25 protein-coding genes and 5 pseudogenes are annotated in these 26,979 nt (G+C 59.9%); 25 read left to right on the top strand and 5 right to left on the bottom strand.

Going from position 1 to position 26,979, the window contains the following annotated elements:
- Positions 1 to 59 precede the first annotated feature (59 nt).
- Positions 60 to 353 (bottom strand): co-chaperone GroES, encoded by a 294-nt coding sequence (gene groES / locus NKI50_RS28705; RefSeq protein WP_352718345.1) that lies wholly within the window; start codon positions 351 to 353, stop codon positions 60 to 62.
- A 382-nt stretch (positions 354 to 735) separates the two neighbouring features.
- Positions 736 to 1,872, bottom strand: coding sequence for a redoxin family protein (locus NKI50_RS28700; RefSeq protein WP_352708773.1), 1,137 nt, complete (start codon positions 1,870 to 1,872; stop codon positions 736 to 738).
- A gap of 522 nt (positions 1,873 to 2,394) precedes the next feature.
- Between NKI50_RS28700 and NKI50_RS28695 the strand changes: the two genes are divergently transcribed.
- The 7 genes from NKI50_RS28695 (at position 2,395) to NKI50_RS28665 (ending at position 4,672) form a co-directional block, all read left to right on the top strand.
- Positions 2,395 to 2,562 carry a type II toxin-antitoxin system VapB family antitoxin gene (locus NKI50_RS28695; RefSeq protein ID WP_352485012.1) on the top strand — a complete coding sequence of 56 codons (168 nt, stop codon included), beginning with the start codon at positions 2,395 to 2,397 and terminating at the stop codon, positions 2,560 to 2,562.
- A gap of 90 nt (positions 2,563 to 2,652) precedes the next feature.
- Positions 2,653 to 3,060 carry a PIN domain-containing protein gene (locus NKI50_RS28690; RefSeq protein WP_352718343.1) on the top strand — a complete coding sequence of 136 codons (408 nt, stop codon included), beginning with the start codon at positions 2,653 to 2,655 and terminating at the stop codon, positions 3,058 to 3,060.
- Complete coding sequence (locus NKI50_RS28685; RefSeq protein WP_023722620.1) at positions 3,057 to 3,191, top strand: hypothetical protein; 135 nt, start codon at positions 3,057 to 3,059, stop codon at positions 3,189 to 3,191. The genes NKI50_RS28690 and NKI50_RS28685 overlap by 4 nt, the downstream gene beginning before the upstream one ends.
- A 135-nt stretch (positions 3,192 to 3,326) precedes the next feature.
- Positions 3,327 to 3,665, top strand: a complete 339-nt coding sequence (locus NKI50_RS28680) for a type II toxin-antitoxin system RelE/ParE family toxin (protein ID WP_023722621.1) — start codon at positions 3,327 to 3,329, stop codon at positions 3,663 to 3,665.
- Positions 3,662 to 4,015 carry a helix-turn-helix domain-containing protein gene (locus tag NKI50_RS28675; RefSeq protein ID WP_023722622.1) on the top strand — a complete coding sequence of 118 codons (354 nt, stop codon included), beginning with the start codon at positions 3,662 to 3,664 and terminating at the stop codon, positions 4,013 to 4,015. Before NKI50_RS28680 ends, NKI50_RS28675 begins: the two co-directional genes overlap by 4 nt.
- A 105-nt stretch (positions 4,016 to 4,120) precedes the next feature.
- On the top strand, positions 4,121 to 4,405 hold the full coding sequence (locus NKI50_RS28670) for a type II toxin-antitoxin system VapB family antitoxin (protein WP_352718340.1): 285 nt from the start codon (positions 4,121 to 4,123) through the stop codon (positions 4,403 to 4,405).
- A gap of 126 nt (positions 4,406 to 4,531) precedes the next feature.
- Complete coding sequence (locus tag NKI50_RS28665; RefSeq protein ID WP_023722625.1) at positions 4,532 to 4,672, top strand: hypothetical protein; 141 nt, start codon at positions 4,532 to 4,534, stop codon at positions 4,670 to 4,672.
- Between the two features lie 193 nt (positions 4,673 to 4,865).
- Here NKI50_RS28665 and NKI50_RS28660 read toward each other — a convergent pair.
- Positions 4,866 to 6,507 (bottom strand): annotated as a pseudogene (locus NKI50_RS28660) (MFS transporter).
- A 1,223-nt stretch (positions 6,508 to 7,730) separates the two neighbouring features.
- Here NKI50_RS28660 and NKI50_RS28650 point away from each other — a divergent pair.
- From NKI50_RS28650 to NKI50_RS28605, 10 genes and pseudogenes are all read left to right on the top strand, one after another.
- Positions 7,731 to 8,776: pseudogene (locus NKI50_RS28650) on the top strand (type II toxin-antitoxin system HipA family toxin).
- A gap of 479 nt (positions 8,777 to 9,255) precedes the next feature.
- Complete coding sequence (gene nifH, locus NKI50_RS28645) at positions 9,256 to 10,149, top strand: nitrogenase iron protein (RefSeq protein WP_023801970.1); 894 nt, start codon at positions 9,256 to 9,258, stop codon at positions 10,147 to 10,149.
- Positions 10,150 to 10,247: 98 nt separating this feature from the next.
- Complete coding sequence (gene nifD / locus NKI50_RS28640) at positions 10,248 to 11,750, top strand: nitrogenase molybdenum-iron protein alpha chain (protein WP_352484991.1); 1,503 nt, start codon at positions 10,248 to 10,250, stop codon at positions 11,748 to 11,750.
- Between the two features lie 130 nt (positions 11,751 to 11,880).
- Positions 11,881 to 13,422 (top strand): nitrogenase molybdenum-iron protein subunit beta, encoded by a 1,542-nt coding sequence (gene nifK, locus NKI50_RS28635; RefSeq protein ID WP_352718338.1) that lies wholly within the window; start codon positions 11,881 to 11,883, stop codon positions 13,420 to 13,422.
- A gap of 64 nt (positions 13,423 to 13,486) precedes the next feature.
- Positions 13,487 to 14,977, top strand: coding sequence for a nitrogenase iron-molybdenum cofactor biosynthesis protein NifE (nifE, locus tag NKI50_RS28630; RefSeq protein ID WP_352718335.1), 1,491 nt, complete (start codon positions 13,487 to 13,489; stop codon positions 14,975 to 14,977).
- Between the two features lie 9 nt (positions 14,978 to 14,986).
- Positions 14,987 to 16,369, top strand: a complete 1,383-nt coding sequence (gene nifN, locus NKI50_RS28625) for a nitrogenase iron-molybdenum cofactor biosynthesis protein NifN (protein WP_352718333.1) — start codon at positions 14,987 to 14,989, stop codon at positions 16,367 to 16,369.
- Entirely contained in the window at positions 16,335 to 16,832 is a 498-nt protein-coding gene (nifX, locus tag NKI50_RS28620) for a nitrogen fixation protein NifX (RefSeq protein ID WP_352718331.1), read from the top strand. Before nifN ends, nifX begins: the two co-directional genes overlap by 35 nt.
- 17 nt (positions 16,833 to 16,849) lie before the next feature.
- Complete coding sequence (locus tag NKI50_RS28615; protein ID WP_352718329.1) at positions 16,850 to 17,329, top strand: NifX-associated nitrogen fixation protein; 480 nt, start codon at positions 16,850 to 16,852, stop codon at positions 17,327 to 17,329.
- 37 nt (positions 17,330 to 17,366) lie between these two features.
- Complete coding sequence (locus NKI50_RS28610; RefSeq protein WP_352718327.1) at positions 17,367 to 18,146, top strand: winged helix-turn-helix domain-containing protein; 780 nt, start codon at positions 17,367 to 17,369, stop codon at positions 18,144 to 18,146.
- A 142-nt stretch (positions 18,147 to 18,288) separates the two neighbouring features.
- Positions 18,289 to 19,293: a universal stress protein gene (locus tag NKI50_RS28605; protein ID WP_352718325.1), complete on the top strand. Its 1,005-nt coding sequence runs from the start codon at positions 18,289 to 18,291 to the stop codon at positions 19,291 to 19,293.
- Between the two features lie 156 nt (positions 19,294 to 19,449).
- Here NKI50_RS28605 and NKI50_RS28600 read toward each other — a convergent pair whose 3' ends face one another.
- A complete protein-coding gene (locus tag NKI50_RS28600) occupies positions 19,450 to 19,695 on the bottom strand; it encodes a hypothetical protein (protein WP_352718323.1) in 246 nt (81 codons plus the stop codon).
- Positions 19,696 to 19,729: 34 nt separating this feature from the next.
- Between NKI50_RS28600 and NKI50_RS28595 the strand changes: the two genes are divergently transcribed.
- From NKI50_RS28595 to NKI50_RS28560, 8 genes and pseudogenes are all read left to right on the top strand, one after another.
- Positions 19,730 to 20,131 (top strand): FixH family protein, encoded by a 402-nt coding sequence (locus tag NKI50_RS28595; protein WP_352718353.1) that lies wholly within the window; start codon positions 19,730 to 19,732, stop codon positions 20,129 to 20,131.
- A 329-nt stretch (positions 20,132 to 20,460) separates the two neighbouring features.
- Positions 20,461 to 21,620 (top strand): annotated as a pseudogene (locus NKI50_RS28590) (TlpA disulfide reductase family protein).
- Between the two features lie 342 nt (positions 21,621 to 21,962).
- The gene (locus tag NKI50_RS28585) at positions 21,963 to 22,433 is read left to right on the top strand and encodes a DUF269 domain-containing protein (RefSeq protein ID WP_352718321.1); all 471 of its coding nucleotides are present in this window, start codon (positions 21,963 to 21,965) and stop codon (positions 22,431 to 22,433) included.
- A 25-nt stretch (positions 22,434 to 22,458) separates the two neighbouring features.
- Positions 22,459 to 22,662, top strand: a complete 204-nt coding sequence (locus tag NKI50_RS28580; RefSeq protein WP_023801957.1) for a CCE_0567 family metalloprotein — start codon at positions 22,459 to 22,461, stop codon at positions 22,660 to 22,662.
- Positions 22,659 to 22,976 carry a ferredoxin III, nif-specific gene (gene fdxB, locus NKI50_RS28575; RefSeq protein WP_352548332.1) on the top strand — a complete coding sequence of 106 codons (318 nt, stop codon included), beginning with the start codon at positions 22,659 to 22,661 and terminating at the stop codon, positions 22,974 to 22,976. The genes NKI50_RS28580 and fdxB overlap by 4 nt, the downstream gene beginning before the upstream one ends.
- A gap of 62 nt (positions 22,977 to 23,038) precedes the next feature.
- Positions 23,039 to 23,158: pseudogene (locus NKI50_RS28570) on the top strand (exopolysaccharide production repressor protein); the annotation flags it as partial.
- 42 nt (positions 23,159 to 23,200) lie between these two features.
- Positions 23,201 to 23,719 carry a hypothetical protein gene (locus NKI50_RS28565; RefSeq protein WP_352718356.1) on the top strand — a complete coding sequence of 173 codons (519 nt, stop codon included), beginning with the start codon at positions 23,201 to 23,203 and terminating at the stop codon, positions 23,717 to 23,719.
- A 23-nt stretch (positions 23,720 to 23,742) separates the two neighbouring features.
- Positions 23,743 to 24,328: pseudogene (locus NKI50_RS28560) on the top strand (transposase family protein); the annotation flags it as partial.
- A 527-nt stretch (positions 24,329 to 24,855) separates the two neighbouring features.
- Here the strand turns inward: NKI50_RS28560 and NKI50_RS28555 are convergent.
- Complete coding sequence (locus NKI50_RS28555; protein WP_352718350.1) at positions 24,856 to 26,091, bottom strand: ATP-grasp domain-containing protein; 1,236 nt, start codon at positions 26,089 to 26,091, stop codon at positions 24,856 to 24,858.
- Between the last annotated feature and the right edge of the window lie 888 nt (positions 26,092 to 26,979).

Genomic DNA, 26,979 nt, shown 5'->3' with positions numbered 1-26,979 from the left:
TAGCTCCTGGCAGGGGCTTGGATTGAGCCCGAAGATTTAAATGAGGGTGAGGCCGATATTCAGCCGATGATGCCCATAATGTCGGATTCCTTCATGATCAGAAGGTCTTCGCCATTGAGCTTCACTTCGGTGCCGGACCACTTGCCGAACAGGATGCGGTCGCCAGCCTTCACGTCGAGCGGAACAAGCTTGCCCGCTTCGTCGCGCGCGCCGGAGCCGACGGCGACGATCTCGCCTTCCTGCGGCTTTTCCTTTGCGGTGTCGGGAATGATGATCCCGCCGGCGGTCTTCGCTTCGGAGTCGACGCGGCGAACGACCACGCGGTCATGCAGCGGCCGGAAATTCTTTGCCATTTTTGGATGTCCTTGGTGCGGATGTTGAATGGTGTTCCGTTGCCGGAGCGTGCGAGTGCTATCGTGGCGCTGAGACAGGCGGTCGGCTGCGTCCCCGTCTTCCCCGCCTGTGGGTGCAGGTGGATCGGTGGGCAGCGTCGAGCTGGCTAGTAACCTTTTTTCATGTTCCAAGCCTTACTCCAGTGCCATCTTTGACGGGTCCGGGAGACCCGCAGCGGCAGTATGTTTTGGTGAGGTGATCAGGGGACGTCGTCTTCTCCTTGGTCAGTCACGTGTTTGCGGATGACGGCGAGGCTGGGCTGGACGCCTGGGCCTGCTATTTGCACAACCACGCCAGGAAAGTGGACGAATTGACCAGTAACGCATTCCGACACGCCCCTTCTTAGGTTTGCTCCTCGGCCACCCCATTGACGTTGGGAGAATCCTTTTGCGGAGCTACACAGATAGTGCCGTGACAAACCTTCTCACCCTTGTAGTTGGCCAGAGCCTGCAGCAACTCCGGTAGAAGGTGCTGTTTCAGGTCGTTCGAGATAGGCTCCGGACCGTCCAGCACCTTAAGTGCCTGCTCGACCAACTCGATCGCGCGATCTTTGTTGCCGCTCTCATGATAGTACTGAGCGACCATCGGATAAGACATGAACTTAGAGCCATGGCCTTGCGGCAGTGCCACGATGTGTTTAGACAGCTCTTCGCCCATCGCAAAGCGCTCAGCAGACGGAAAGCCCGCATAATCAAAGCACGGCGCGAAGAGTAGGAATAGCCCATAATATATCCAGTGCTCGGACTCTCTGTTGATCGCGTCGCGAACGAATTGGCGCATTTCGGGCAAGCCGGCCTCCATGTCGCGCATTTTGTGAAGCAACAGATGCGCAAGACTCACGCGGAAATATAGGTTGTCCGGCATCAAGGCGACGCCCTCCTCGATTGCCGAGCGCGCCGTCTTCCAATCATTTGTCTCCATCGCCGCCCGATATCTAGCCTTGATCGGCTTCGTCAGCGCTTGTTCGCGCGCTTTGGGTTCGCCTTTCGCGATCCGCTCCCTGTCGGCGGCTTTCGCTTGATCGCTGGCGCGCCAGCTGCCGTTGAGCACCTTCGGCAAAACCTCATCGAGTTCCGTCGGGCCACCAATAAAGGCGATGTGGCCGTCTCGGTCGACCACGAAACTGGTCGGAATCCAGCAAGAAAAGCTGGGCTCCATCCAAAGCTTTTTCATTTCGCCTGTGGAGTCGAACGCCATCCGAAAGTTCAGATTCGAGAACTTTTCGGTCAACCACGCGTCCAGATTGCTGCGGGCCTCATCGGCCGTTGGAGCGTCTTCACTAGCCGCGACTCCGATGATCTCAACGCCGCTGTCCCTGTATTTCTCCTGCAACTGCATCAGATGAGGCATCGCGTCCACACATGGGCCGCACGAAGTTGCCCAAAATTCGACGATGTATACTTTCCCGGGCTCGAAGCTGCTGAGCGGCTCGCCACGCAGCCAGGTTTCCACTTGAATCGAAGGGGCCGGGGACTCCATCTGCAAGACCGGGTGCTGTCCAAAGTTATTTCCAAAGGGTAAGGTTGTCGGCACTCTGGTTTCCTTCCTAGAGAGGCACGGGTTGGGGGGAAGAGGAGCCTCTGGTTGCTCCCTTATTCGTGCAAGGGCCATGCCAGCGAGCTCAGCGCGCACATGCTTTGGAAAAACCTCCCGGTGCCCCAGATGACCGGTTGTAATGCACCTGATATTTTTGCCATTGTTTGTTCTGAACCTGTCATATTGTCTGCCGCTGTCAGGTTTTGGACACGCTTCGCGCCGCCCGAAAAGCGTGGCCCGTCCCCGAAGCGCCAAGGCCATTAGGACGCGCGGCAGGCAGCCTCTGCCCGTCCCGAGGGAATTCGCCTCAGTGACATTGGTGGGTTGGCTCGCCGCTAACAGTTTTGAAGAGGAGGATGAACAAAGCCCCCGGCGAAGTGTGAGCCAGCCTAATCGACCGACACTGCGGGTATGCTCCAAGCTACACAGTGATGTAAAGGGCGCTACGCGCTTGGAGCTACACACATGACGCTGAACATTCGCAATCCGGAGGCCGATACTCTCGCTCGGGAGCTTGCGCGCATTGACGGCACAAGCATCACCCGATGCTGTGATTGTCGCCCTGCGGGAAACCATACGCAACCGGATGAACAAGGAAAGCCCGATAGAAACGGCGCAAAAGACACTGGCTAAGCACGGCCTGTCTTTCAGCCAGGTCGAAAGCCGGTTCCACCGGAGGCCTATCACGAGCTCGACCATGATCTCAACAGGTGGTGACGAATAATGTTCGTCGATGCATGTGCGATCGTCTCGATGATGGCGGCGGAGGACACGGCCGACGCCTATGAAGCGGCGCCGCTCGATGCGGCTCGCCGTTCACATGACACTTGCTGCCTAGGAAGCCATCATCGTGCTTTCACGGCCGGATCAGTTGAATTGCGCCTACTGAGGCGGTCGTCGTCGAATGGCTCGCAGCACCAAAGATTCGGCTCTGCGAGCCCGGTTTCGCCCCGACACGTCCTGTCCTACGCGGTCGCTGTCGCCGGACAGCACGGCATAGCAAAGCGGCGCCTCAGCAAGTTCGATTGCCCCTACGCCTATTCCAAGGCGATGCACTCGCCGCGGCTCACGCTGGACCACCTTTTGCTTCAGACAGACGTGGCGACCTTGCCAAAAGGATCAGATGAATGACCGTCTTCGAAAAATCGACTGAACTGCCGGAATTGACCGGGGTCGTTGCCGCCGAGCAGGTAGCCGATCAGCCGTCCCTGTGGTCGACGGGAAGCACGTTTTGCATGTCAGCGGCCATTTGCAGCGCCTGAGAGCTCGTTGCGGGGCTGATTTCCAAATCCAGAGGATAAGGATAATCGATCGGTTGGAGGCGTCGTTTCGGTAGATCGGCCATTGACTCTGCCCACCGCTGGCTCATATATAACCCATTGGGTTATAGTAAGTGCATGCAGACCGTCGCCGAGACACCATTGTTCATCAAGCAGGCGGCGGAGCTGTTTAGCGACGATGAGCGGAAGGAACTGATCGACTTTCTCGCTGCCAATCCGCAGGTGGGTGATGAGATTCCAGGTACCGGTGGCGTTCGAAAGATGCGGTTCGGCGCCAAAGGCAAGGGTAAGCGCGGTGGCGCAAGGGTCATCTACTACTGGTACAGCGATGACGCACCGATCTACGCGCTGTTGGCGTACGGCAAGAATGAAAAGGTCGATCTGAAGCCGGACGAGGCAAAAGCGGTTGCAGCCTTCGCCAAGGCGATTAAGGCAGCGAACAGGAGCAGGACATGAGCGAGATGACAAAATTCGGCGCTGATCTGATCCAGTCTATGTCGGAAGCTCTGGCGCACGCGCAGGGTAAGGACGTTCCCGGTATCAAGGTGCACAGCGTCGATGTTGGCGCGGTCGACGCCAAAGCCATCCGCAAGAAGCTCGACCTGACACAGGATGAGATGGCGACCGTGCTGGGAACCAGTCCATCCGGCTACAAGAAGTGGGAGCAGGGCAAGCGGCAGCCAAGCGGCGCGGCCCGTACACTGCTTCGCGTCATGGACCGGGAGCCTGAGGCGGTGCTGCGTGCTCTAACGCCCAATGATACGGAGGCCAACCTCAACAACAAAACTCCTGCAGCCGCGCACTGAGCAGGGGAGGGGAGGGCCGCTTTCAGAGCCCCGACGCCTTGGTGAGATTGACCCGGAACCACCGCCTACGCGCGATGGCCGAGTGGAAGGCTATCGCGGCTCAAATTGCTTGATTATCTTGCCCTGTTCTCCGCTCGCCCGCTCGCCAACAATCCGGAGGCCGATACTCTCGCTCGGGAGCTTGCGCGCATTGACGGCACAAGCATCACCGATGCTGTGATTGTCGCCCTGCGGGAAACCATCCGCAACCGGATGAACAAGGAAAGCCCGAGAGAAACGGCGAAAAAGATTCTGGTTAAGCACGGCCTGTCTTTTCAGCCAGGTCGAAAGCCGGTTCCACCGGAGGCCTATCACGAGCTCGACCATGATCTCACAGGTGGTGACGAATAATGTTCGTCGATGCATGTTCGATTGCTTCCACTACGCCTATGCCAAGGCGATGCGCTCGCCGCTGCTCACGCTGGACGAGCTTTTGCTTCAGACAGACGTGGCAACCTTGCCGAAAGCATCAGATGAATGGCCGCCTTCGAAAAATTGACTGAACTGCCGGAGTTGACCGGGGCCGTTGCCGAGCAGGTAAGCGAGCACATGGCCTTGATCGCGCGCGGCGAGGAGCTCGACCTTCCATGGCGTAGACTTCGCGTCCTTATCGACTAGGAGCTTGTGGAAATAGTAACACCGGCGCTCTTGGGCGGTTCTCTTCGGGGGAGTCGGACAAGCCTTGGCTGGTCAGAGAAAGGAACGCAGTTTATGCGCGGTTGAGTGGAGCCGAAGCCCAGAATGGGGGTCTGGGAGTGAGCCTAGGCCCCTTCGCGGCGGGTTGGCATCGGCTGACACCTTTATCATGACGTCACCTCGGAGGACGAGAAGCGATTGTTGACGCACGGGTACGAGCTGCCTCGGTCGTTCGCTCGATCGAAAGGACTGTGTGTGGAGGAAGCTCTCCATCGTGCAAGGCGAGAGGCTGCTGGGCTGCTTCCTTGTCCGCTGCCGTCAGCCGATGATCAGGCGAAGAAAGTCCATCCAGGTGGCGTGCGAAATGTCTCTGTCCAAAGTGAAGGCGTTTGGAGGTTGCGCTGGAGCGTCCAGTTTCGCGCACCGGCGCGGCTAAGAGCGTGGCGCTTTGCACGCATGCAGGCCAGAAACGCGTCGGTATTCTTTTCGGATATGCAATAGTCGATTTTGGCGACGATAGGGCCACTCCTTGGCTTTAGATCGAGTGCCAGCTCCGGTGCGCGAAAATCCGAACTTTCCTGGTCCGTATCTTCCCATGGACGTATCGGCAACACCATTCCCGCTGCTGCAAGCAGCAACAGACCCCCGGCGGCGCCCTCCAAAGCCCAGGTCAGGGAGTAATTCTGCGCGACGGAACCCCAAATCCAGCTGCCGGCAGCCATACCGCCAGCGCTCAAGGCGTAGTAGATGGAGAGTGTACGGCCGACTACCCACCGTGGGCTTGCGAGTTGCACCGCCACGTCAATGCCGGTCCAGGTGATAAGCCAACCCGCGCCGCCCAAGGCAAGCGCGACTGCCGCCACAGGGACCGACGATGTTAGTGCAACGGAAACGCAACATGCTGCACAAGCGACAAAGTCGAACGTCACCAGCCTGTTTTGAGACGTGATCCGCCTAAGGAAGCCGTTGCTCATACCCGCGATGAAAGCCCCGGTGCCGAAGCCGGCCAATAGAATACCGTAGACGATCGGCCCGCTCTTCAACTGATCCCGAACGACGAGATGCAGCAACGCCAAGATCGAAATGCTGGCCAACCCGAAAAGGGTTCCGCGGGCGATCGCCGCCCTGATTTCCAGGGACATCGCCGTAAAGCGCACTCCGTCGTGAATCGCCGTCATCATTCTCTCGCGGGGGAGAGGCGAAGAGCGGATTTTCCATTTGGTGCGCCATAGTGCACCTAGAGGCGCGAGATCGCTCAGCGCGGCCAAGCCGAAAGCGGCCAGCGGACCAAAGAAGGCCAGAATCGTCCCACCCAGAGCAGGACCTATGCTGCGTACGATGTTGTATCCGACGGACATCAGCGTGACCGCGGCCGGTATGTCGCGCTTGTCGAGGATATCGCCGACCGAAGCATGCCAGGCCGGATCATTCAAAGCAAAGCCGCAGCCGGCCAGGAAACCCAGTCCGAGTATCAGCCAAGGATCGACAAATCCCAGACCGACCAAAATCATCAGCGTCGTTGATGCCAATGCTATCAAGCAGTGCCCCGCAAACATCACCCATCGGCGGCTGAAGTTATCGGCGATGGCTCCGGCGAGAATTGAGAGGAAAAACACCGGCAATGTGGATGCGGCCTGAACGAGTGCGACCATGAGGTCGGAAGCTGAAATGGTGGCCATCAGCCAACTGATGGCGACCGTCTGCACGAGCCACCCGAGGCTGGATATCTGTATGGCTGTACAGATCGAGCGAAATACCGGATTGCGAAGCGGGGCAAGCGTCGTTGGAGCGGACGGCTGAGGATCTTCGTGCTGCACGTTTTTTGCCTTCCACGAGCCGATCGTTAACTCACGGCTGCCAGTACTGACTTTTTGTCTATAGATTTGTGTAATCGGTCAGTATTTCCAGAGCATGACCCAGCAGTCGCTTCCGCACGCTCCACAATCAACTTTGGGGCGGCAGCGGAACCGGGCCGGGTGAAGACCGCAGCTTGACCCCGCTTGTTCACAGACGGGAGAGACAACGAACCCTAACAGGAGAGGTGCCACAATCTCGTCCTCGCCCTGGTTGACGACGAGTGCTCAGGGATGGCTTCCCTAAGCCCGATGATGATCGGCATTCGCGATGACCCCTCGTGAATGCGCGTTTTGTGATGGCAAGGGATTAGAGCTCGACTGGCCGACTTGCCGGGGCCAGTATTCGGTCCGTGTCCACAGATTTAGAACGAAGCGGTATTCGCATGGCTGTCAACGCGGACATTGAGAGCATTCGCCCGCCTGATTTATCGGCGCAGACGCCTAGAACGATCGAAGCTGTCCGCCGGGAAGTCCGCAGCCTCAACCATCATCTCGATCAAGACCGTCCCTAGCCGTGGCATACTACCCATCCGGCGAGGCTCTCGCATCAAGACCAGCCAGCGCCCTGGTTTCTCCCGGATCATCAGCGATTTAAATCAAATCCGTCTGTGGATACTAACGATTGCGCCTCCCTCACCTCCTAGACGGCTAATGCGGGCGGTAACTGAGAGGGTCATATGACAAGCGATTTTTCCGCCGCGCGGGTGCATTTAGATCGAGCGTATCACTACCTGCGGGGCGATGACCCGATAAGTCGGAGGGGGCGCGAAGCCTTGGACCTGCTACTTGAGGCGGTTACTGTCGAAGAGTTTAAGCAGCCACGCCAAAACGCGGAGATGCTAATGTTTCCGATTGGGCGCCGCTTCAGAGTCGGCCACCATGAACATGGTGCGCAGACACCCTCAGAATACCGCCCGTCCCGGCATGAGCCGAGTCGGGCAATCGAATGGGAGTCCGAAGCGTGTCGCTCACAACGATCCGTACTGAGCCGCCCTGGCTGAAGCTTCAATGCAATCCGACGTCGAGTTGCTCACGCCCGACGCCGGGTTCTTGTGATCGAGGCCAGGCTGCGGCGGAGCCGTTTCGCCAGCCATTCGCTTGGTTTCCCGTCCCAGAACGGCGTTGAACGGGCCGAGATCGCGAAACGGTCGCGTGAGCAGCTTTCGCGGCTACGAGACGCTCGCCTGGTACGACGGAACGGCCGAACGGGTAGGGGGCCGCGACGCATTGGGCGTCCCACTCGCCGACGGGGCGAAAAGCACCATGAAGGCAATGTGCGGCCAGGCAATGATTTCGATCTCTTAGCGGCGCTGGCGCCGATCTGCCGGGAGCCGTACGGGCGTTGCCAAGTGACGGCGCGATCGCGGTTTCGCAGGATGCTTCAAAGGATAAGCCCAAGGCACGGTTCTCACTTGCCGGCGTGCAGATGAAGCTGTCGGTCATGAAGAACACTGGAAAAGGCGGGGGCCTTACCTTGCCGATGGACGACGAGCAGGGCCGGTACATCGCCAAGTTCGCTTCGACGGCGTTTCCGGGCGTTTCCGAGAACGAATTCGCCAACCTGGCGCTGGCCGCAGCAATCGGCATGGAGGTGCCTGAATGCGAACTGGTCGAGAAGTCCAATTTTGAGGGCATTCCCGAAGAATTCAACACGCTGTCGTAGGGCAAGGTCCTTCTCGTCAAACGCTTCGATCGCGGCGCCGATGGCGAGAGGATACACATCGAGGATTTCGCTCAGGTCTTCGGTGTCTATCCCTCGCGCAAATATGAGGGAGCCGCTTACCATACATAGCCTCGGCTCTTGGCGTGGCCGTCTCGCCTACGGCGGCTCTCGAATTCGTCCGCCGCCTGGTGCTGACGGTCATCACCGGCAATGGCGACATGCACCTGAAGAACTGGTCTTTGATTTATCCCGGTAACGGCGACAAGCCGGTGCTTGCACCAATCTACGACGTTCTGTCGACCGTGTCATATATTCCCGCCGACGCTTTCGCTTGGAGGGGAGCGCTCGTTCAAGGCGCTAGCAGCACCGCGATGGAAGGCATTTGCGAACCGCGCAAGGCTTCCGGAGCCGGCAGTCCTGAAGGCAGTGGTCGAGACCGTCGAACTCGTCAATGAGCACTGGTGGCATCTGCCTGAGCGCGACGTTGTCGCGGCGAAAGTGCTTGAGCGGATTGACGAACATGTCAAGGCGATGACGCCGATACTGAACTCCTGCGCCGATAAGTGAGCCGCGTCGCCTTGGGTTGGTGAAATGGCGGAATTGTCGCCGTGGCTCCGGATGGATGCCGTGGATCGATGGTATGCCAGCGGCGCGCAGATTCCGCGCAGGTTCGATGAGGACACGCGAGACCAAGCACGTCAGCTCGCCGGAACAGAAGACTTCGCAGCATCCCCGCAATTAACGCTAGGGTCGAGATGCTGTTCGCCCACCTCACCACAACGATGCGGTTCGAACGAATGCGGTGACTGAGGATCGCGATCCGACGCTTTGTGTCGCCATTGTCGGGTCCGCTACACGGCTTGTTCCGCCGATCCTTTCTTTGGCCTCAAGCTAAATCCCTGAAAAGCAACCATGAAAACATTCTTCGGTTCGATCAGCCAAATTGGCACGAGTCTTGAGATCCTTGGGTGCGAGGCGGCCACAGCTGCCCGACGGCATTCATGTCGCGGCAGCCGCGATGAATGGAACGAAGGAAGGAAAGCTACATGTCAGGTTTGCGTCAGATCGCCTTTTACGGCAAGGGCGGCATCGGCAAGTCCACCACCTCTCAAAATACGCTCGCCGCCCTCGTCGATCTCGGGCAGAGAATCCTCATCGTCGGCTGCGACCCCAAAGCCGACTCCACCCGCCTGATCCTGAACGCGAAGGCGCAGGATACGGTCCTGCACCTCGCGGCCGAGGAAGGTTCGGTGGAAGACCTGGAACTCGCGGACGTGCTCAAGGTCGGCTACAAAGGCATTAAATGCGTGGAGTCGGGCGGCCCCGAGCCGGGTGTCGGCTGCGCCGGCCGCGGCGTAATCACCTCGATCAACTTCCTCGAGGAGAACGGCGCCTACGACGATGTCGACTATGTCTCCTACGACGTGCTCGGGGATGTGGTGTGTGGCGGTTTCGCGATGCCGATCCGCGAGAACAAGGCCCAGGAAATCTATATCGTCATGTCCGGCGAGATGATGGCGCTCTATGCCGCCAACAACATCGCCAAGGGCATCCTGAAATACGCCCATTCGGGCGGCGTGCGGCTCGGCGGCCTGATCTGCAACGAGCGCCAAACCGATCGCGAGCTCGACCTCGCCGAAGCGCTGGCTTCCAGGCTCAATTCCAAGCTTATCCATTTCGTGCCGCGCGACAACATCGTCCAGCACGCCGAACTCAGGAAGATGTCTGTCATTCAATATGCGCCGGACTCCAAGCAGGCCGGGGAATACCGGGCGTTGGCCGAGAAGATCCATGCCAATTCGGGCCAGGGCACCATCCCCACCCCTATCACCATGGAGGAGCTCGAGGACATGCTGCTCGACTTCGGCATCATGAAGACTGACGAGCAGATGCTTGCCGAGCTTCAGGTCAAGGAAGCGGCCAAGGCGGCCGCACAGTAACGACCGCTGCCGAACGAGGCGCGGCCTTGACCTGGCGCGCCTTTCAAAGAACGGCGCCTCGTTGGTGAGGCGTCACCCTGAACCTTGAAAGGGGTCCCATGAGCCTGGAATACGAGAATGACGGCGCCCTCCATGCGAAGCTTATCGAGGAGGTGCTGTCGCAATATCCTGACAAGGCGGCGAAGCGCCGCAAAAAGCACCTGAGCGTCGCAAAGAGCGGCGACGAGGCTGGCGAGGAAAGCGAGGTCCTTTCCGAATGCGAGGTCAAATCGAACATCAAGTCCATCCCCGGAGTGATGACGATTCGCGGCTGCGCCTATGCCGGCTCGAAAGGCGTGGTGTGGGGTCCAGTCAAGGATATGGTCCATATCTCGCACGGCCCGGTCGGCTGCGGGCAATATTCCTGGTCGCAACGCCGCAACTACTACGTCGGCACGACGGGCATCGACACGTTCGTCACGATGCAGTTCACCTCCGATTTCCAGGAGAAGGACATTGTTTTCGGCGGCGACAAGAAGCTGGAACGGATCATCGACGAGATCGAGGAACTGTTTCCGCTGAACAAGGGCATGACCGTGCAATCCGAATGTCCGATTGGCCTGATTGGCGACGACACCGAAGCTGTGTCCCGCAACAAGGCCAAGGAGCACGAAAAGACGATCGTGCCGGTGCGCTGCGAGGGCTTCCGCGGCGTCTCGCAATCGCTCGGCCACCACATCGCCAACGATGCGATCCGCGACTGGGTGTTCGAGAAGAAAGACGTCGAGTTCGAGGCCAGCCCGTACGATGTCAATGTGATCGGCGACTACAACATCGGCGGCGACGCCTGGGCTTCGCGCATCCTGCTCGAGGAGATGGGCCTGCGCGTGGTCGGCAACTGGTCCGGCGACGCTACGCTGGCCGAAATAGAGCGCGCGCCGAAGGCCAAGCTCAATCTCATCCATTGCTACAGGTCGATGAACTACATCTGCCGGCACATGGAGGAAAAGTATGGCATCGACTGGATGGAGTATAATTTCTTCGGCCCCTCCCAGACCGAAGCCTCTCTGCGCAAGATAGCCAAGCATTTCGGGCCGGAAATCGAGGCCAAGGCCGAGGCGGTCATCGCCAAATACCGGCCGTTGGTCGATGCCGTCATCGCTAAATACCGGCCGCGCCTCGAAGGCAGGACGGTGATGCTCTATGTCGGCGGGCTGCGCCCCCGTCACGTCGTCACGGCATATGAGGATCTGGGCATGGTGATCGTCGGCACTGGCTATGAATTTGGCCATAACGACGACTATCAGCGTACCGGCCATTACGTGAAGAAGGGCACGCTGATCTATGACGACGTGACTGGTTACGAGCTGGAGAAGTTCATCGAGGGGATCCGTCCTGATCTCGTTGGCTCCGGCATCAAAGAAAAGTACCCGGTCCAGAAGATGGGCATACCGTTCCGTCAAATGCATTCCTGGGATTATTCCGGCCCGTATCACGGCTACGACGGCTTCGCCATCTTCGCCCGCGACATGGATCTGGCCATCAACAACCCGGTCTGGGGCCTCTACGACGCTCCCTGGAAGAAAAAAGCCGAGCCGTCGGCGGCGATCGCTGCGGAATGAAAAACCTGGCCTCCCGGAAGCCGGGAAGGCCGATGAACGCCTGCGGCCCCTTGTCCGCGGGAGACCTGAAACGTTTCGACGTCCCTGTGCCGCCGTATGGCGCGGCCAGATGGAGAAGAGGTAACCATCCATGCCGCAGTCGGCTGAAAAAGTTCTCGACCATGCGCCCCTGTTCCGCGAGCCGGAATACAGGCAGATGCTCGCCGAGAAGAGGCTGAATTTCGAATGTCCTCACCCGGACCAGGTCGTTACCGACCAAGGCGAATTCACCAAGACGTGGGAATACCGCGAAAAGAACCTCGCTCGCGAAGCGCTTGTCGTGAACCCCGCCAAGGCCTGCCAGCCGCTCGGCGCGGTGTTCGCGGCCGCCGGTTTCGAGCGAACCATGTCCTTCGTCCACGGCAGCCAGGGCTGCGTGGCCTACTACCGCTCGCACCTGTCGCGCCATTTCAAGGAGCCTGCTTCGGCGGTTTCCTCCTCGATGACCGAGGATGCGGCAGTGTTCGGCGGCCTGAAGAACATGGTCGACGGGCTCGCCAACACGTACCAACTCTACGACCCGAAGATGATCGCCGTCTCGACCACTTGTATGGCGGAGGTCATAGGCGACGACCTGCACAGCTTCATCGAGAACGCCAAGGACGAAGGCTCCGTCCCGCGCGACTTCGACGTGCCCTTCGCCCACACGCCAGCCTTCGTCGGCAGCCATGTCGATGGCTACGACGTTACGGTCAAGGGCATTTTGGAGCACTTCTGGAAAGGCGAGGAGCGAACGGAAGCCGAGGGAACCATCAACATCATTCCGGGTTTCGACGGCTTTTGCGTGGGCAACAACCGGGAACTCAAGCGCCTGCTCGATCTGCTGGGCGTGTCATATACCTTCATCCAAGACGCCTCTGACCAGTTCGACACGCCGTCGGACGGCGAATACCGCATGTACGACGGCGGCACGAAGATCGAAGACGTGAGGAAAGCACTCAACGCCGAGGCGACACTTTCGCTACAGCATTACAACACCCGAAAAACACTGGAGTATTGCGAGGGGGTAGGGCAGGCGACTGCCTCGTTTCATTACCCGCTCGGAGTCCAGGCGACCGACGACTTCCTGATGGAGGTCTCCGCGATTTCCGGCAAGCAAATCCCCGAGGCAATCCGCCTGGAGCGCGGCCGACTTGTTGACGCCATGGCGGACAGCCAATCCTGGCTGCACGGTAAGAAATATGCCGTCTACGGCGATCCGGACTTTGTCTACGCCATGGCCCGCTTCATCATGGAGACGGGCGGCGAGCCGACCCATTGCCTCGCCACCAACGGCACCTCGGCATGGGAAGCGGAGTTGAAGGAACTGCTTGCATCATCGCCCTTCGGCAAGGACGCTCAAGTCTGGGCGGGCAAGGACCTCTGGGCCATGCGCTCGCTGCTCTTCACCGAGCCGGTGGACCTGCTGATCGGCAACTCCTATGGCAAGTATCTGGAGCGCGACACCGGCACGCCGCTGATCCGGCTGACGTTTCCGATCTTCGACCGGCACCATCACCATCGCTTTGCGCTCATGGGCTACCAAGGCGGGTTGCGCGTCCTGACGACGATCCTCGACAAGATCTTCGACAAGCTCGATCGCGAGACAAGCGAGACGGGCGTGACGGACTATTCGTATGACCTCACCCGCTAAGGGTGGCGGCCGGCTCTTCGGTGAGGCCGGTCGTCTTCCCGAAGGGACTTCGGAGACCAACGGAATGTCCTCGCTCAGAGCCAAAATCCAGGATGTCTTCAACGAGCCTGCCTGCGAGCAGAACCGCGGCAAGGATGCCAAGGCGCGCAAGGAGGGCTGTTCGAAGCCACTGACCCCCGGGGCGGCGGCCGGCGGCTGTGCCTTCGATGGCGCCAAGATCGTGCTGCAGCCGATCACCGACGTCGCGCACCTGATCCATGCGCCGCTCGCCTGCGAGGGCAATTCCTGGGACAACCGCGGTGCGGCTTCGTCCGGGCCAACGCTGTGGCGCACGAGCTTCACGACCGATCTCACCGAACTCGACGTGGTGATGGGGCGGGGCGAGCGGAAGCTCTTCAAAGCGATCCGCGAGATCAAGGAAGCGTATGGGCCGCCGGCTATCTTCGTCTATCCGACCTGCGTGACGGCGCTGATCGGCGACGACATCGAGGCCGTCTGCAAGCGCGCGGCGGAAAAGTTCGGCCTACCGGTGGTGCCGGTCAATGCGCCAGGCTTCGTCGGCTCCAAGAATCTCGGCAACAAGCTTGCCGGCGAGGCGTTGCTCGAGCATGTCATCGGCACGGTAGAACCGGACGACGCCGGACCCTATGACATCAACATTCTTGGCGAATTCAACCTCTCGGGTGAATTTTGGCTGGTGAAGCCGCTGCTGGATCGGCTCGGTATCCGGGTGCGCGCCTGCATTCCGGGCGACGCGCGTTACTTCGACATTGCCTGCGCGCACCGCGCCCGGGCGGCTATGATGGTGTGCTCGACCGCGCTCATCAATCTCGCCCGCAAGATGGAGCAGCGCTGGGACATCCCGTTTTTCGAGGGCTCCTTCTACGGCATCACCGACACCTCGGAAGCGCTCAGACAGATCTCTCAGCTGCTCGTGAAGAAGGGTGCCGATCCGGAGATCCTCGGCCGCACCGAGGCCTTAATTGCAGAGGAGGAGGCGATCGCGTGGAAAAAGCTCACGGCCTACCGGCCGAGGCTCGAAGGCAAGCGCGTGCTGCTCAACACCGGCGGTGTGAAGTCCTGGTCGCTCGTCCATGCGCTGATGGAGATCGGCATCGAGATCGTCGGCACCTCTGTCAAGAAGTCGACGGTCGAAGACAAGGAGCGCATCAAGCAGATACTCAAGGACGACAACCACATATTCGAGCAGATGGCGCCGCGCGAGCTTTACGCCATGCTCTCAGAACACAAGGCCGATATCATGCTGTCAGGCGGGCGCACGCAGTTCATCGCGCTGAAGGCCAAGACACCCTGGCTCGATATCAACCAGGAGCGCCAACATCCTTACGCCGGCTATGACGGCATGGTGGAACTCGTACGCCAGATCGACTTCGCCATTCATAACCCGATCTGGCGCCAGGTGCGGGAGCCGGCACCATGGGATTGCCAGACTGCGGTGAGGGAGGAACTGCCGAGCACGAAAAGCGAGACCGCGACCTTGCATGTTGTCCAGGAATTCGCCGGCACGACGATCGACGATTTCGGCGGGTGTTGAGGAAAGCCGATGGTCCGCATCCTTCCCCAGACCAAAGCGGCGGCGATCAATCCGCTGAAGTCATCGCAGCCGCTGGGTGCCGCCTTGGCCTTTCTTGGCGTCGACGGCGCGATGCCGTTGTTCCACGGCAGCCAGGGGTGCACCAGCTTTGCGCTCGTGCTGTTCGTGCGGCATTTCAAGGAAGCCATCCCCTTGCAGACGACGGCGATGGACGAGGTGGCGACGATCCTCGGCGGGGCAGACCATCTGGAAGAGGCGATCCTCAACCTCAAGGCCCGCACAAAGCCAACGCTGATCGGGGTCTGCACCACGGCGCTGGTGGAAACCCGGGGCGAAGACTGCGCAGGAGATATCGCCAATATCAGGCTGAAGCGCAGGCAAGAACTCGCGGGTACGGAGGTGGTGCTAGCCAACACACCGGATTTCGACGGCGCGATCGAAGAGGGCTGGGCCAAGGCTGTCACCGCGATGATCGAAAGGATTACGCGGCCCGGCGAGCAGGCGCGGCAGTCGAAGAAGATCGTGATCCTGCCTGGCTGGAACCTCACTGTGGCTGATATCGAGCATTTGCGTGAAATGATTGAAAGCTTTGGACTCAAGCCGGTGATTCTGCCGGACGTCTCCGGCTCGCTCGACGGTACGGTGCCCGACCGCTGGATCACGACCACCTACGGCGGCACCAGCATCGAGGATATCCGCGAGCTTGGCACGGCCGAGCAATGCATCGTCATCGGTGAGCATATGCGCCGCCCGGCCGAGCTGCTTCAGAGGTTGACCGGCGTGCCTTACGTGCTGTTCCGGTCGCTGACTGGATTGAAGAACGCCGACCGGTTCGTCTCTCTGCTGTCCGCGGTTTCGGGCGCGGCGGCGCCGGCTGGGGTGCGCCGTCGCCGGGCGCAGTTGGAGGACGCGTTGCTCGACGGACATTTCCACTTTGGAGGCAAGAAAATTGCGATCGCTGCTGAACCAGACCAACTCTACCAACTCGCGAGCTTCTTCATCGGCATGGGCTCCGAAATCGCGGCGGCGGTCACCACGACCGACATGTCGAAAATTTTGGAGGAAGTACCGGCGCAGTGGGTTCAAATCGGCGATCTCGGCGATTTGGAAGCGCTTGGCGCCGGCGCTGATCTTCTCGTCACCCATTCCCACGGCCGCCAGGCGGCGCAGCGCCTCGGCATTCCGCTCATGCGCGTCGGCTTCCCGATCTTCGACCGGCTCGGCAGTCAGCACAAGCTCACAATCCTCTACCAGGGGACCCGCGACCTGATCTTCGAGGTTGCCAACATCTTTGAAGCCAACCGGCACACGCCGACGCCTGAGGCGCTTGATCCACTCCGTAAGCGAGAAATGCCAGATGAGCTCCGTTCGTCGCCTCTCGCTCGTCACTGACGAGGTTCACGCACCGACGCCGGAACGCCAAGCCGGCGCATTGCGCGTGGCTATCGCCACGCAGGACATGAAGAACCTCAACGCCCATTTCGGTTCGGCCAGGCGCTTTGCTGTCTACGACGTGCGACGCGAGGAGTGGAATCTCGTTGAAGCCGTAGCGTTCGATGACGTTTCCGACGAGAGCGGGGAGCACCGAACTGAGGGCGATGACCGCATCGCCCCGAAGGTGGAGGCGCTGAAGGGCTGTCATCTGCTGTTTTGTCTGGCCATCGGCGGACCTTCGGCGGCCAAGGTTGTTTCGGCAAAAATTCATCCGATCAAAGTGCCGCAGCCCGAAACCATCCAAGAGGTGCTGTTGCGCACGCAGATGATGCTCAGGACTTGTCCTCCCCCCTGGCTGCGCAAGGTGCTGGCGCAGGCAGGTGTCGCCGAACAGAAACCGTCCTTCGAGGAGGAGGACTGAAATGAGGAGTGGGCGAAATGTCTGATGCCACGGTTACCTCCGCTGTCAACGAGAACGAGGCGGCCTTTGCCACCCCGTTCGTCAAATGCCTCCTGCGGCTGATCCGCGCTCAGGATTCCTACGGGTTATGGGAAGGCAAAACGGACGCCGAACTGCTGGCCGACTTCATCATCACGAGGGAACAGCGCCGCGCGATCCCGATCATCGGCGATCCCGATCCCGACGTGCTGTGGAGGCTTGATATGTTTTACACCGCCGTTGGGCTTGCGATCGAGGAGCGCTGCGGCCTCATGGCATCGCCGATGATGGAGCTGAGCCATGAAGGCTTCGGGCGCGTGCTTTTCACGGCGGGGCGGTTAGTCGCTCTATCGAAGACGCTGCGCGACGTCCACAGGTTCGGCTTCGAGACGTTCCGGAAGCTCGCTCAGGCCGGCACGAAACTGGTCGGCGACGCAATCGCTACCATCGAGACCTATCCCGAGGTGGCGCGTGCGTGATGAAGCGGATCTTCGAGCAAGGGGGGCCACGACAATCTTGAGCGAGCGCGATAGCCAGCCCACGGAAGCCGAGGCGGGCCAGGTCGATGAGTGGGCTCTTGGGGTAGCGCCGATGAAGCCACTCGTCCTGATCTGTTCGCAAGATGCGGAGTTCTATCTGAATTATAGCCACATTCTGGAGGCGGACCGCTTCGCGAGTGAGCAGGCAGGCTGCGCGAAGGAAGCATTTGTATTGGCCGAACAACGGGAGTTCCACGCCGTCGTGCTGGACTGCGTGCCAGCAAGCGCGACGGGAGCCACAATCTGCGCCCGCCTCAAGGAGGAGCCGCGGACGGCCGACCTGCCCGTTATTGCCCTGATCGCGCGCGGCGCCGAGGACCAGCACCTCGATCTCCTGAAAGCTGGCATTGACGAGATCTTTGTGCGGCCGATCGACCCGGCCAAGCTGCTCGACTGTGTACGGGCGAGGCTGGCGCTGCCGAAGCGGGGTTCAAACGGGATCGAAAACGGCAGCTGGCTCTGCTGCGGCAGCCTTGAAATGAAGCGCGATGCCCGCCGGATTCGCGGCAATGGCCACGACATTCACCTCGGACTCATCGAGTTCAACGTGCTGCGGGTTATGATTGAAGCTCCCGGCAAGGTCTTCAGCCGGGAGGAGCTTATCGGCAGGGCCTGGGGGGACAACATCCATGTCGAACCACGCACCGTCGACGTCCATATCAGCCGGATTAGAAAGGCGCTGAAGGCGGCCTCGCCAGGTAGCGTCATTCGCACCGTCAGGTCGGCCGGCTACTTGCTCGAGGAGCCGGACGAATGAAAGCGAACGGATGGAGTGCCACTCCCCCGTCGGGCTGAGGGCAAGTCTTGCGGCTTCGAAACGCGCCGGCACGTACGACATAAGCGTACTCAGTGTGACGGGAGCTGACCACTCCGATCAGGATGTCAGAACAGCTGCCAGCTTGTGTGCCGAAGTCGGCGCGTATCTTTCCGTACTGGTGATGTCGCCTCCGCCGCTCATTATGCCGTCTCCGCTGCTCGGCGATGGCATCCCCGAGTGGCCTGGACAACGCGCACAGGCCATCGCCAGACTGGACAAACGGTTTAGGCAGATCGAGAGATTTTCACAGGACATGGCCAACCTGGAAAAGACATCCAGGGAAATTCACAAACTGCTGAGAGCCACGTGGCGCTGCTATGATGTCGATACCGAACACTGGGACAAGGCTGGCGTCGGTGACGCGGTGCGACAGCGGGCGCTCTGCACCGACCTGACCATCATCGGCCCCGCACTTCTCGACGACACTAGTCTCGGACCTCTTGTTATCAACGGCAGCTTGTTCGATACGGGAAAGCCGGTGCTTGTCGTGCCGGAGGGCGCTGAGGCAACTCTGTCTCCACGGCGCGTGCTGGTCGGCTGGGATTCGCGAGTCGAGGCGTCCCGTTCGGTTCGGGAAGCGCTGGATCTGCTAGCCGGTGCTGAGGAAGTTCGTGTCGCACTAGTCGATCCGGAGGCGACCTGCACCGGAAACGGCGCCGAGCCGGGAGCCGACATCGCTGCCTATCTCACTCGGCATGGTGCTCGGGTGTTGGTCGACCGGCTGCCGAGCGCCGGCAAACCGGTGGCCACGGTGCTCGCGCAGCACGCAATCGACACGTCTGCCAACATGATTGTCATGGGTGCCTATGGCAGCCGCCGGCTACGCGAGCGGCTCTTCGGTGGCGTGACAAGATGGATAGTTGGCAAGCCGCCAGCCGCTGTTTTTGGCCCGCTGACGGGTTTTGAAGTAGCGCCGATGCTGTTCGAGGCTCTACTCCCCTGGTCACCTACCCTGATGCGAAGTCGGAGAAAGGTCGCGGCAAAGCGCAACTTTCGCGAAGCTCGAATTTGCAAGCGCCGTCGCCGAGACATCCCGGACGTCTCTAACGCGCGCTCGGGGGTTCTCCTCGCCCGAGATGATCCGTAACGCGGAGCTCAAAAGGCCGCGCAGAGGTACAGGCGCTCCTCAATGCGCTCAAAACACCGATGCTTGGGTCGGCGTGGTCGAGAAAGAAAGTCGTTTCAGCGCAGCAGGCCGCGTTCAGACCGTAGCCGCATCCGTATTAGCGTTATCGCGATTTCCTCACCACTGGCCGTGAGTGCCGTGAGTGAACACCGCAACGACCGTGCAGCGGCCAAGGCGCCGACCTTCGAGTCGGACGGTCGGGCTCTTGCCGGCTTCGGCGCGAACGATGGCGTCAATCACGTTGTCATCGCCTGGGATGGTAGCCGGGTCAGCGGCGAGGGAGGCCGCATCTTCGGCGTTTTCTGTCTGCCCGGCCCATCGCATGGCGACCGAGCGGCCTTGAGGCTGGTCAAATTCCGACAACGCTCACATTCGCACCAGGCGGTCCCTGTAGCGCCTGAGCACAGGGAACACAGAAAATGTCGGCACAAAGCAGGAACCCCGGAGAGCTCACCGGCCGCACATTCCGGCACTCATCCTAGCCTTTTTCGCCACGATCATCGTCGTCGATCTGACGATGGCGGTATTGGCGAGCTGCAGCTGGACCGGCTTCGTCGTGAAGAACTCCATGACGCCAGCCAGGAATTCAATCGCAAGGCGGATGAGGGCAGGGCACAGGCGACGCTCGGATGGAGCTGCCCCTTGCGATCGCAAATGGCGAGATCCGCTACCGCCTGAGGGACCGAAACGGCAAGACGCTCAAGCCGGTGGCGTGAAGCGGACGATGATGACGAGCTTGGCGGTAGCCAACGCAGTCATGATGTCCACGGCCTCGTCCCTCGGCGCGAATGCGTATTGAGTCGTCCGGGCCACGCTTTTCTGCCCGGCGCGAAGCGGTGATGCGTGTCCAAAAACTGACAGCGGCAGAAAACATGTCGGGTTCAATACAACCGGCCATCTTGGCAGATCGAGGCTTTTGACAGCGAATCACGGGGTTACTGCGCGCTGAGCGCGCTGGCACGGCCTTTGCGAATTGAGATGCGGCAACACTGAGGGAAGGCTGGCTGCACGCAGACGCGCGTGACGAGCGATGCTCTCCTCTCCTTGAACCCGCGTGCCCCTCTCTAAGAGGGAAACAAGCTCGCGCCTGAAGTCGCGCAACCTTTGGCCATAGCTTTGGAGAGCAACATGGTATTGCAAATGGAGTCACCGGCTCCTTCGATCAAAGTGGAGAACTGGCTGCGTGGCGAGCCCCTTACGAACCTCCAGCCCGGCAAAGTGTATATCGTCGAGTTTTGGGCAACTTGGTGCGGACCATGTGTGTCGGCGATGCCCCATCTGATGCAGCTGCAGGAGAAATACAAGGACAGCGGACTTGAGGTCGTCGGGATCGCGGCTGATGAAGACGCTCCAACGGCCGTCGAGGCCCGAACCAAGTTGGACGCTTGGTTGACCGAAAAGTGCTCGAATCTGAACTATCGGATCGCGTTCGACTACACGGGCGAAATGAACAAGCCTTGGATGAAACCCAGCTTTTCCGTCGGGATTGCGACCTCGTTCGTGGTCGACCGAGACGGCCACATCGCCTTTATCGGTCATCCGATGCAACTCTATGAGGTTTTGCCGAAAGTGCTTAGCGGCGGCTGGCGCACCAGCGATCAAGCCGCCGATACGGAGCGGATTTTCAGCCACCAACGCATAGCGCGCGAACTAATGCTGACCAGCCGACATACGCCAAACTTCGGCCGGCGATGCAGGCCGAGGACTGGACGGCGGCGCTCTCGGCTGTCGAAGAAGGCGTCGCCTTGATGTCTGACAATTTCGACTTCCGGGAGACTCATACGAATCTACTGCTTCACAAACTGCGCGACATGCAGACCGGCTTGCCGGTTATGCACCAATTAGTTCGGGACGCGATCGGCAAAAAATTCGAGGCGGAGCATTGGATGGCCATGGCCCTGAACCAACTCTTCGATCCCGCGAAGCACAACTCCCATCTCCCGCGTGCTGAGCGCTTTGCGATGGGCAAGGAGCTCTCCGAAGCCATTCTGACACTGAATCCCCCGCAAGCCGACGGCCCTAAGTTCCGGTCTTATCCGGCGGTCGCTCGGTACTATCACGAGAGCGGCAACAAAGATCGCGCGATCGAGTTAGTCGAGCTGGCACTGAAGTCGCTAGACGGTTCGGAGCCTATCCCGGACAAACTGAAACAGCACCTTCTGCTGGATTTGCTGCAGGCCCTGGCCAACTACAAGGGTGAGAAGGTTTGTTACGGCGCTCCCTGTGCGGCTCCGCAAAACAAGCTTCCCGAAGGGGCCAAAGCGCAGCCGGGCGAGAAGAGCACCTAAAAGGGGGGGATGGTCGAATGTTTACGGGCCAATTCGTTCATTTCCCTGCCGTGGCCGCAGCAACTAGGCTCCGTGCAGCACCTGGTGGATCGTTTGTAGCAGGTTCGAGGCTCGAATCTTGCGATGATCTCCGGCCGCATCACGGCGGAAGTGATGTTCGACGCGGATCCGCCTGGAAGGCTTGGCAGTCGAGGATGCGTCCAAAGTCGGCCGCAGGGACATCAATTGCGTGGAATTGGCCGCCCCGAGCCGGGCGTCGGATGCGCAAGTGTGCCCGAAGTAGGCGTCTCCGAAAAAGAAATCCTCCTTCGAGGAAGAGGACTGAAATGAGGAGAAAATGAAGTGTCTGACGCCGCGGTTAGCCCTGCTGTCAACGAGGACGAGGCGGCGCTTGCCACCCCGTTTGTCAAATGCCTCGTGCGGCTGATCCGTGCTCAGGAGTCATACTGCTTATGGGAAGGCAAATCGGACGCCACGCTGCTGGCCGACTTCATCGTCACCAGAAAACAGCGCCATGCGATCCGTGGCATGGGCTATTCCGATCCGGACGTGCTGTGGAGGCTCGATATGTTTTACACCGCCGTCGGGCTTGCGATTGCGGAGCGTTTTCGCCCGGTGACATCGCCAATCGTGGAGATGAAAACCGTAAGGCGTTCGGGCCCGTGCTTTTCACGGTCGGGCAGTTCGCCGTTCTGTCCAGACGTCCATCGGTTCGGCTTCGAGACTTTCCGGCAACTCGCGGAGGCCGGTACGAAACTGGTCGACGATACGACCTCAGCCACTGAAGCCTATCGCGACCTAGCGCGGGCGTGATGAAACTGATTTTCGAGGAAGGGTTATGTCAAAGCTAGATGAGATGGGGAAGAAAGTCCGAAAGCTTCAGCTGCGCGCGGCAGTTGCCAAGATGAAATTGCGCGACCTTGCAGAGGATCTCCCGGGAAAATGGACGGAGATAGAGGAAGTTGCCGAGGAAACGTCGGCCGTTTTTGCCGAGTTGGATGGTGCCAAGAGAGAGCTCGCTGCAATGAAGAAGTTACGATGAGGAGCACATTCACCACCCGCGACGGCTCCGGATGGATGCCGGAATATCTCACCGCTATAGACGGCACGACCTGCATCGGCTGCGGCCGCTGTTTCAAAGTCTGCTCGCGCGAGGTCATGCATCTTTACGGCGTCGATGATGCGGGTGAAATCCTCGGCGCCTGCGACGACGAGGATGACGATTTCGATGGCGAGCTCAATCGCATGATCATGGTCGTCGATCATGCCGGCCGCTGCATTGGCTGCGGGGCCTGCGCCCGCGTCTGCCCGAAGAACTGCCAGACCCATGTTGCGGCCGACCAGGTCGCAGCATGATCTGAGGAGACAAAACCAGGAGAACGGCGTTGCCCTTTAGAATCTTTTGTCGCGTCCTGGGAATGGTCCTGTGCAGCACCGCTCTGACCGTCTACTTCGCTTCTCATTCCATCGGCACAGTAGTCGTCACGACGCTGGCTTGTTCGCTGCTCCTTCAGCTGGCGTATTTCGGTAGCGTGCTCTTTCTGATCTGGCGGTCTAGCTGCGCTAGAAGAGCTGGCCAAATGGCTGAGCATTTCGGTCGTTGCAAGGAAGTTGGATACCAGCCGCCAGACTATGATGAGGTGAGGAATGAATCTTCAGATTTACTCCATCAAATGATAGCCATATCGCTGCTGCCTCTTGAGGCGCATGACAAGGTCTGTACTCAGATACTTTGGATCGGCGACAGCGGTTTTGCGGTCCTGGACCTGCTCGCCGCCGTGCGGCGTCGATGCACCGTCGTCAGCCGGCTGCGTCTTGATGCCAACCTCTACCCACCGCCCCGGCGCGCGGGCCACGGGCGCTTGGCAGGCCGGCCAGCAAGCAAGGGCGCGCCCTTGCCCAAGCTCAAGGCCGTCGCCGAAGCCAGGACGACCGTCTGGCGCAGGATTGTCGCCTCCGAATGGTACGGTGACGAGCGCTGTCAACTGGACATCATGTCGGGAACCGGTATGTGGTATCGCCCCGGCAGCAAGATCGTGCCGCTGAGATGGGTCCTCGTTCGAGACCCCATTATGCCCGCCCGCACACGGAAATTCTGACACTCCCGCTCGCCGGGCAGCCGGAACTGGCCCACGTCTTCGCCCTGCCGCTGTCGCTTGCCCGGCGCGTCAGGGACCGGCGGCAGCGAGCGCGGCCGCAAGGTCTATTCCCTGCACGCTCCCGAGGTGGAATGCATGGGCAAGGTTAAGGCTCACAAGGCCTATGAGTTCGGCGTCAAGGTCTCGGTCGCCACCACGCTGCGCGCAGCCGCGGCGGCCAGTTCGTCGCCCATGTCAAGGGCCCGCAATCCCTATGACGGCCACACGCTGGCCACCGTCATTCCCGCCATCGAAACCGCGATCGGCGCCAATCTCGGCAAGATCGTCACCGACGCCGGCTATCGCGGCCACAACGCGCCGAAGGACAAGATGTTCAAGGTCCATGTCGCCGGCTGACCAAGGCCATCAAGCGGGCACTGCGACGCCGGTCCGCCGTCGAACCGGTCATCGGCCATCTCAAGCAGGACCACCGCATGGGCCGCAACTTCCTGGCCGTCACCGATGGCGACGCCAAACAACGCCACGCTCGCCGCCGTCGGCTACAACTTCAGCCTCTTGCTCAACTGTCTGAGGCTTTTGTTTGCCTACTTCCGGCGCTGCTTGCAACCGCTCCAGCGTCACCGGTCCAGCCACTATCAGCCTGACCTCCGCAGTTCAACCGGAATAGCCTCTGAAACGGGACTCGCCTTCAACGCCGGTGCCGAAATGGCTTTCTTCACGGGGTGACGATTCAAAACTAGAAGAAGTGCTTGACGTCTCTCTGCTGGAGCGCACAACAAAGCGTGTCGAGTTGAAGGCTTTCGGCCGTTATTTACTTGATAAAGCGCGCGTATAGTCATGGCACGGGAAAACGCTGTTGTTGAACTTCCGGCTGCGACCACAAGACAGAAAGATCAGGTGCGGATCGCTTGCCTTCCTTCTGTTGGAATGCGCCTGCTTCCCCGGATTCCTGACTAGTATTGCAATGCTACCCGCGCGTCTCGTTCAGAGTTTTTCGACGGCAGTGCGCTCGATGTGATGGCAATGGTCGAGAACGGCCATGTCGACCTCGGAATCGGATGAAGCTGGGTGATGAAGCCGGGTTGGACTGCATCGAGCTCTTCCAGGCGCGCAGGAGGCAAGTGGGCCGCATATCGTTACGATTCGCCAGAGGTCGGAAATGGTGTGATCGACCAACTGATTAAGTCGACGGCACGCTGAAGGATCGCCTTGCTCTGAGCGAGGCTGGGTGAAACGGCGATGACATATCCCATAGAGTCTCGGACGTCGCCTTTCCTGAGTATTGGCGTCTTGGGTTCAATGTAAAATTTGACATCGACAACACCCGGTACAGCAGCCGCGCGACAGTCGCCATCGATCCAATCGAGGATGCCATCGCGATCAGGAAGCAGGGACCGCCAGCCCACAGTCTGCGGATGCCTTTTGCGCAAATCCCATTCCTGGCCGATGACAAGCTTGATGTGCTCGGTGACGAGATCGACACCGTGAGCCAGTCGGATCAGTATAGGTTCCCCAACACCAAGACGCGGATTGACTTCAATGACGACTGGGCCACGCTTCGTCCACCGGAAGTCAACGTTCGATGGCCCCCAGCCAAGGCCCAGAGCTCGCAAACAGCTCAGCGAAACATCGGCGATACGTTGATGGTCATCATCAATCAGCGGGGCCGGACAGATGCACTCACGAACGACGAAATGCGGCGGCGGGCCGTACTCGTAGGCGGTAATTCCAATAACCTCATTCCCCATTAGATTAGCGACATAAAGGGGGCCTTGGGCGAATTCTTCGACCAGTATCCTCGGCGAAGAGCGCCATACATGCTTCCCGCCCAACAGATAGGTCGTATGTTCGGCCAACTCATCGGCGTCGCGGCACAATCGGACACCGCTGCTGCCGCAGCCCATGGCTGGCTTAACAACCACAGGCAGGCCGATCTCCGCGGCAGAGCTTTCTACCTCCGTCGCATTCGCTGCCAAACGATAAGCAGGTATTGGAACGCCGGCCGCTGCGAGCCGCTGACGTTGAATGAATTTGTCGCAGCACCTTTCAACGGATGCGGGGTTCGGTCCCGGTAGACCGAAATGCTGGCAGAGCTTGCCAACTGTCGCAGGGATCGACTCGTCGAGGCCTGCAAACCCGGTAATGCCGGCAATGTCATAGGTCGTACGCAGACGGGAACATTCATGGATCAGCGCATCGAGATTGTCTGTATCGATACGGTTTGCCTGGATCCCGTTCGCCGCAAGATAGTCGTATTGAGTTGGATCCGCCGCCAGGGTAATTGGATGAAGACCAAGACGCTGGGCCGCTTGGATGTGTAACGGACCATTACCCCTTGAGCCTCCAACCATAATGAGCGCTCTTTTTGTCATTAGCTTTAGCCCCGACATTGCGTGCTGTGTGCGGTTCGAGCCTAAATCGGCATCTACTTTTTTCAGCCGTGCCCGACTCAGACCTTGCCGTGAGCGTATCATCGTCAGCAATTTGCGGTCGCAAAGATCCTGTAAATTTATTTGAAGGATCTGTTGCATCGGTCGGATTTGGCGAGCTGCTGGTCAGGCCGGCGCTGCGGCGTCGGTGCCGTTCACCGCTTCGCTTACGTCCGAGAGGTTCAACGCCACCTGGTGCATCGCCGCGTTGTGAGGCCCGCATATCAGCAGTCGACGCATTTTGGCGCAAACTTCCCCACCAAGTGCTATCGATTCAAAATGTCACCGCCGAGATCAGGCGTAGCGAGTGCTTCGCTCGGGTATCGACAAGGCCCGATACGCGCGGATTAACCGCGCCCGAACCGCGCGACGGGCGCTCGTTCGTGCAACTGCTGCATGAACGCGTGTGGGCTTCACTCGGCTGAAAGAGGACGGATTCCTCTTCGTCGGTCCCGCCGCCACAGCGAGGGTCCGGCGCCAGCCTGTCGGCGACAGTGTGCCGATTTGGCGCGCTTCAGCAACCTTATGAGGCACCAAGGCGCCCCCGAGTTCCGCTCTGAGGACACTCAGGGCTCGTGAGCACGCTCGGATCTACAGCTCGAGCGCATGACCTACACCGGCCACGTGGCCCTCTACCTGTACTGCTTCTGCGCTTCGATGATGACGAGCACAAACATCGTTTCCTGCCTCGAATGGCGAGTTGGACAGACCGCCGGCTTTGAGGTGCGCCGGCGACCACTAGTGACCAAAGGCGCGAAACGGTTCCTCACATCAGACATGGATGGCGCTCGAGTACCGTCTTCGCCTTCACCGATCCGTGGTCGGAAACAC

Source organism: Mesorhizobium sp. M0563 (assembly GCF_040321065.1).
Lineage (GTDB): Bacteria > Pseudomonadota > Alphaproteobacteria > Rhizobiales > Rhizobiaceae > Mesorhizobium.
The sequence above is the reverse complement of the archived record's forward strand: the minus strand, read 5'-3'. Positions and strand labels throughout refer to the sequence as shown.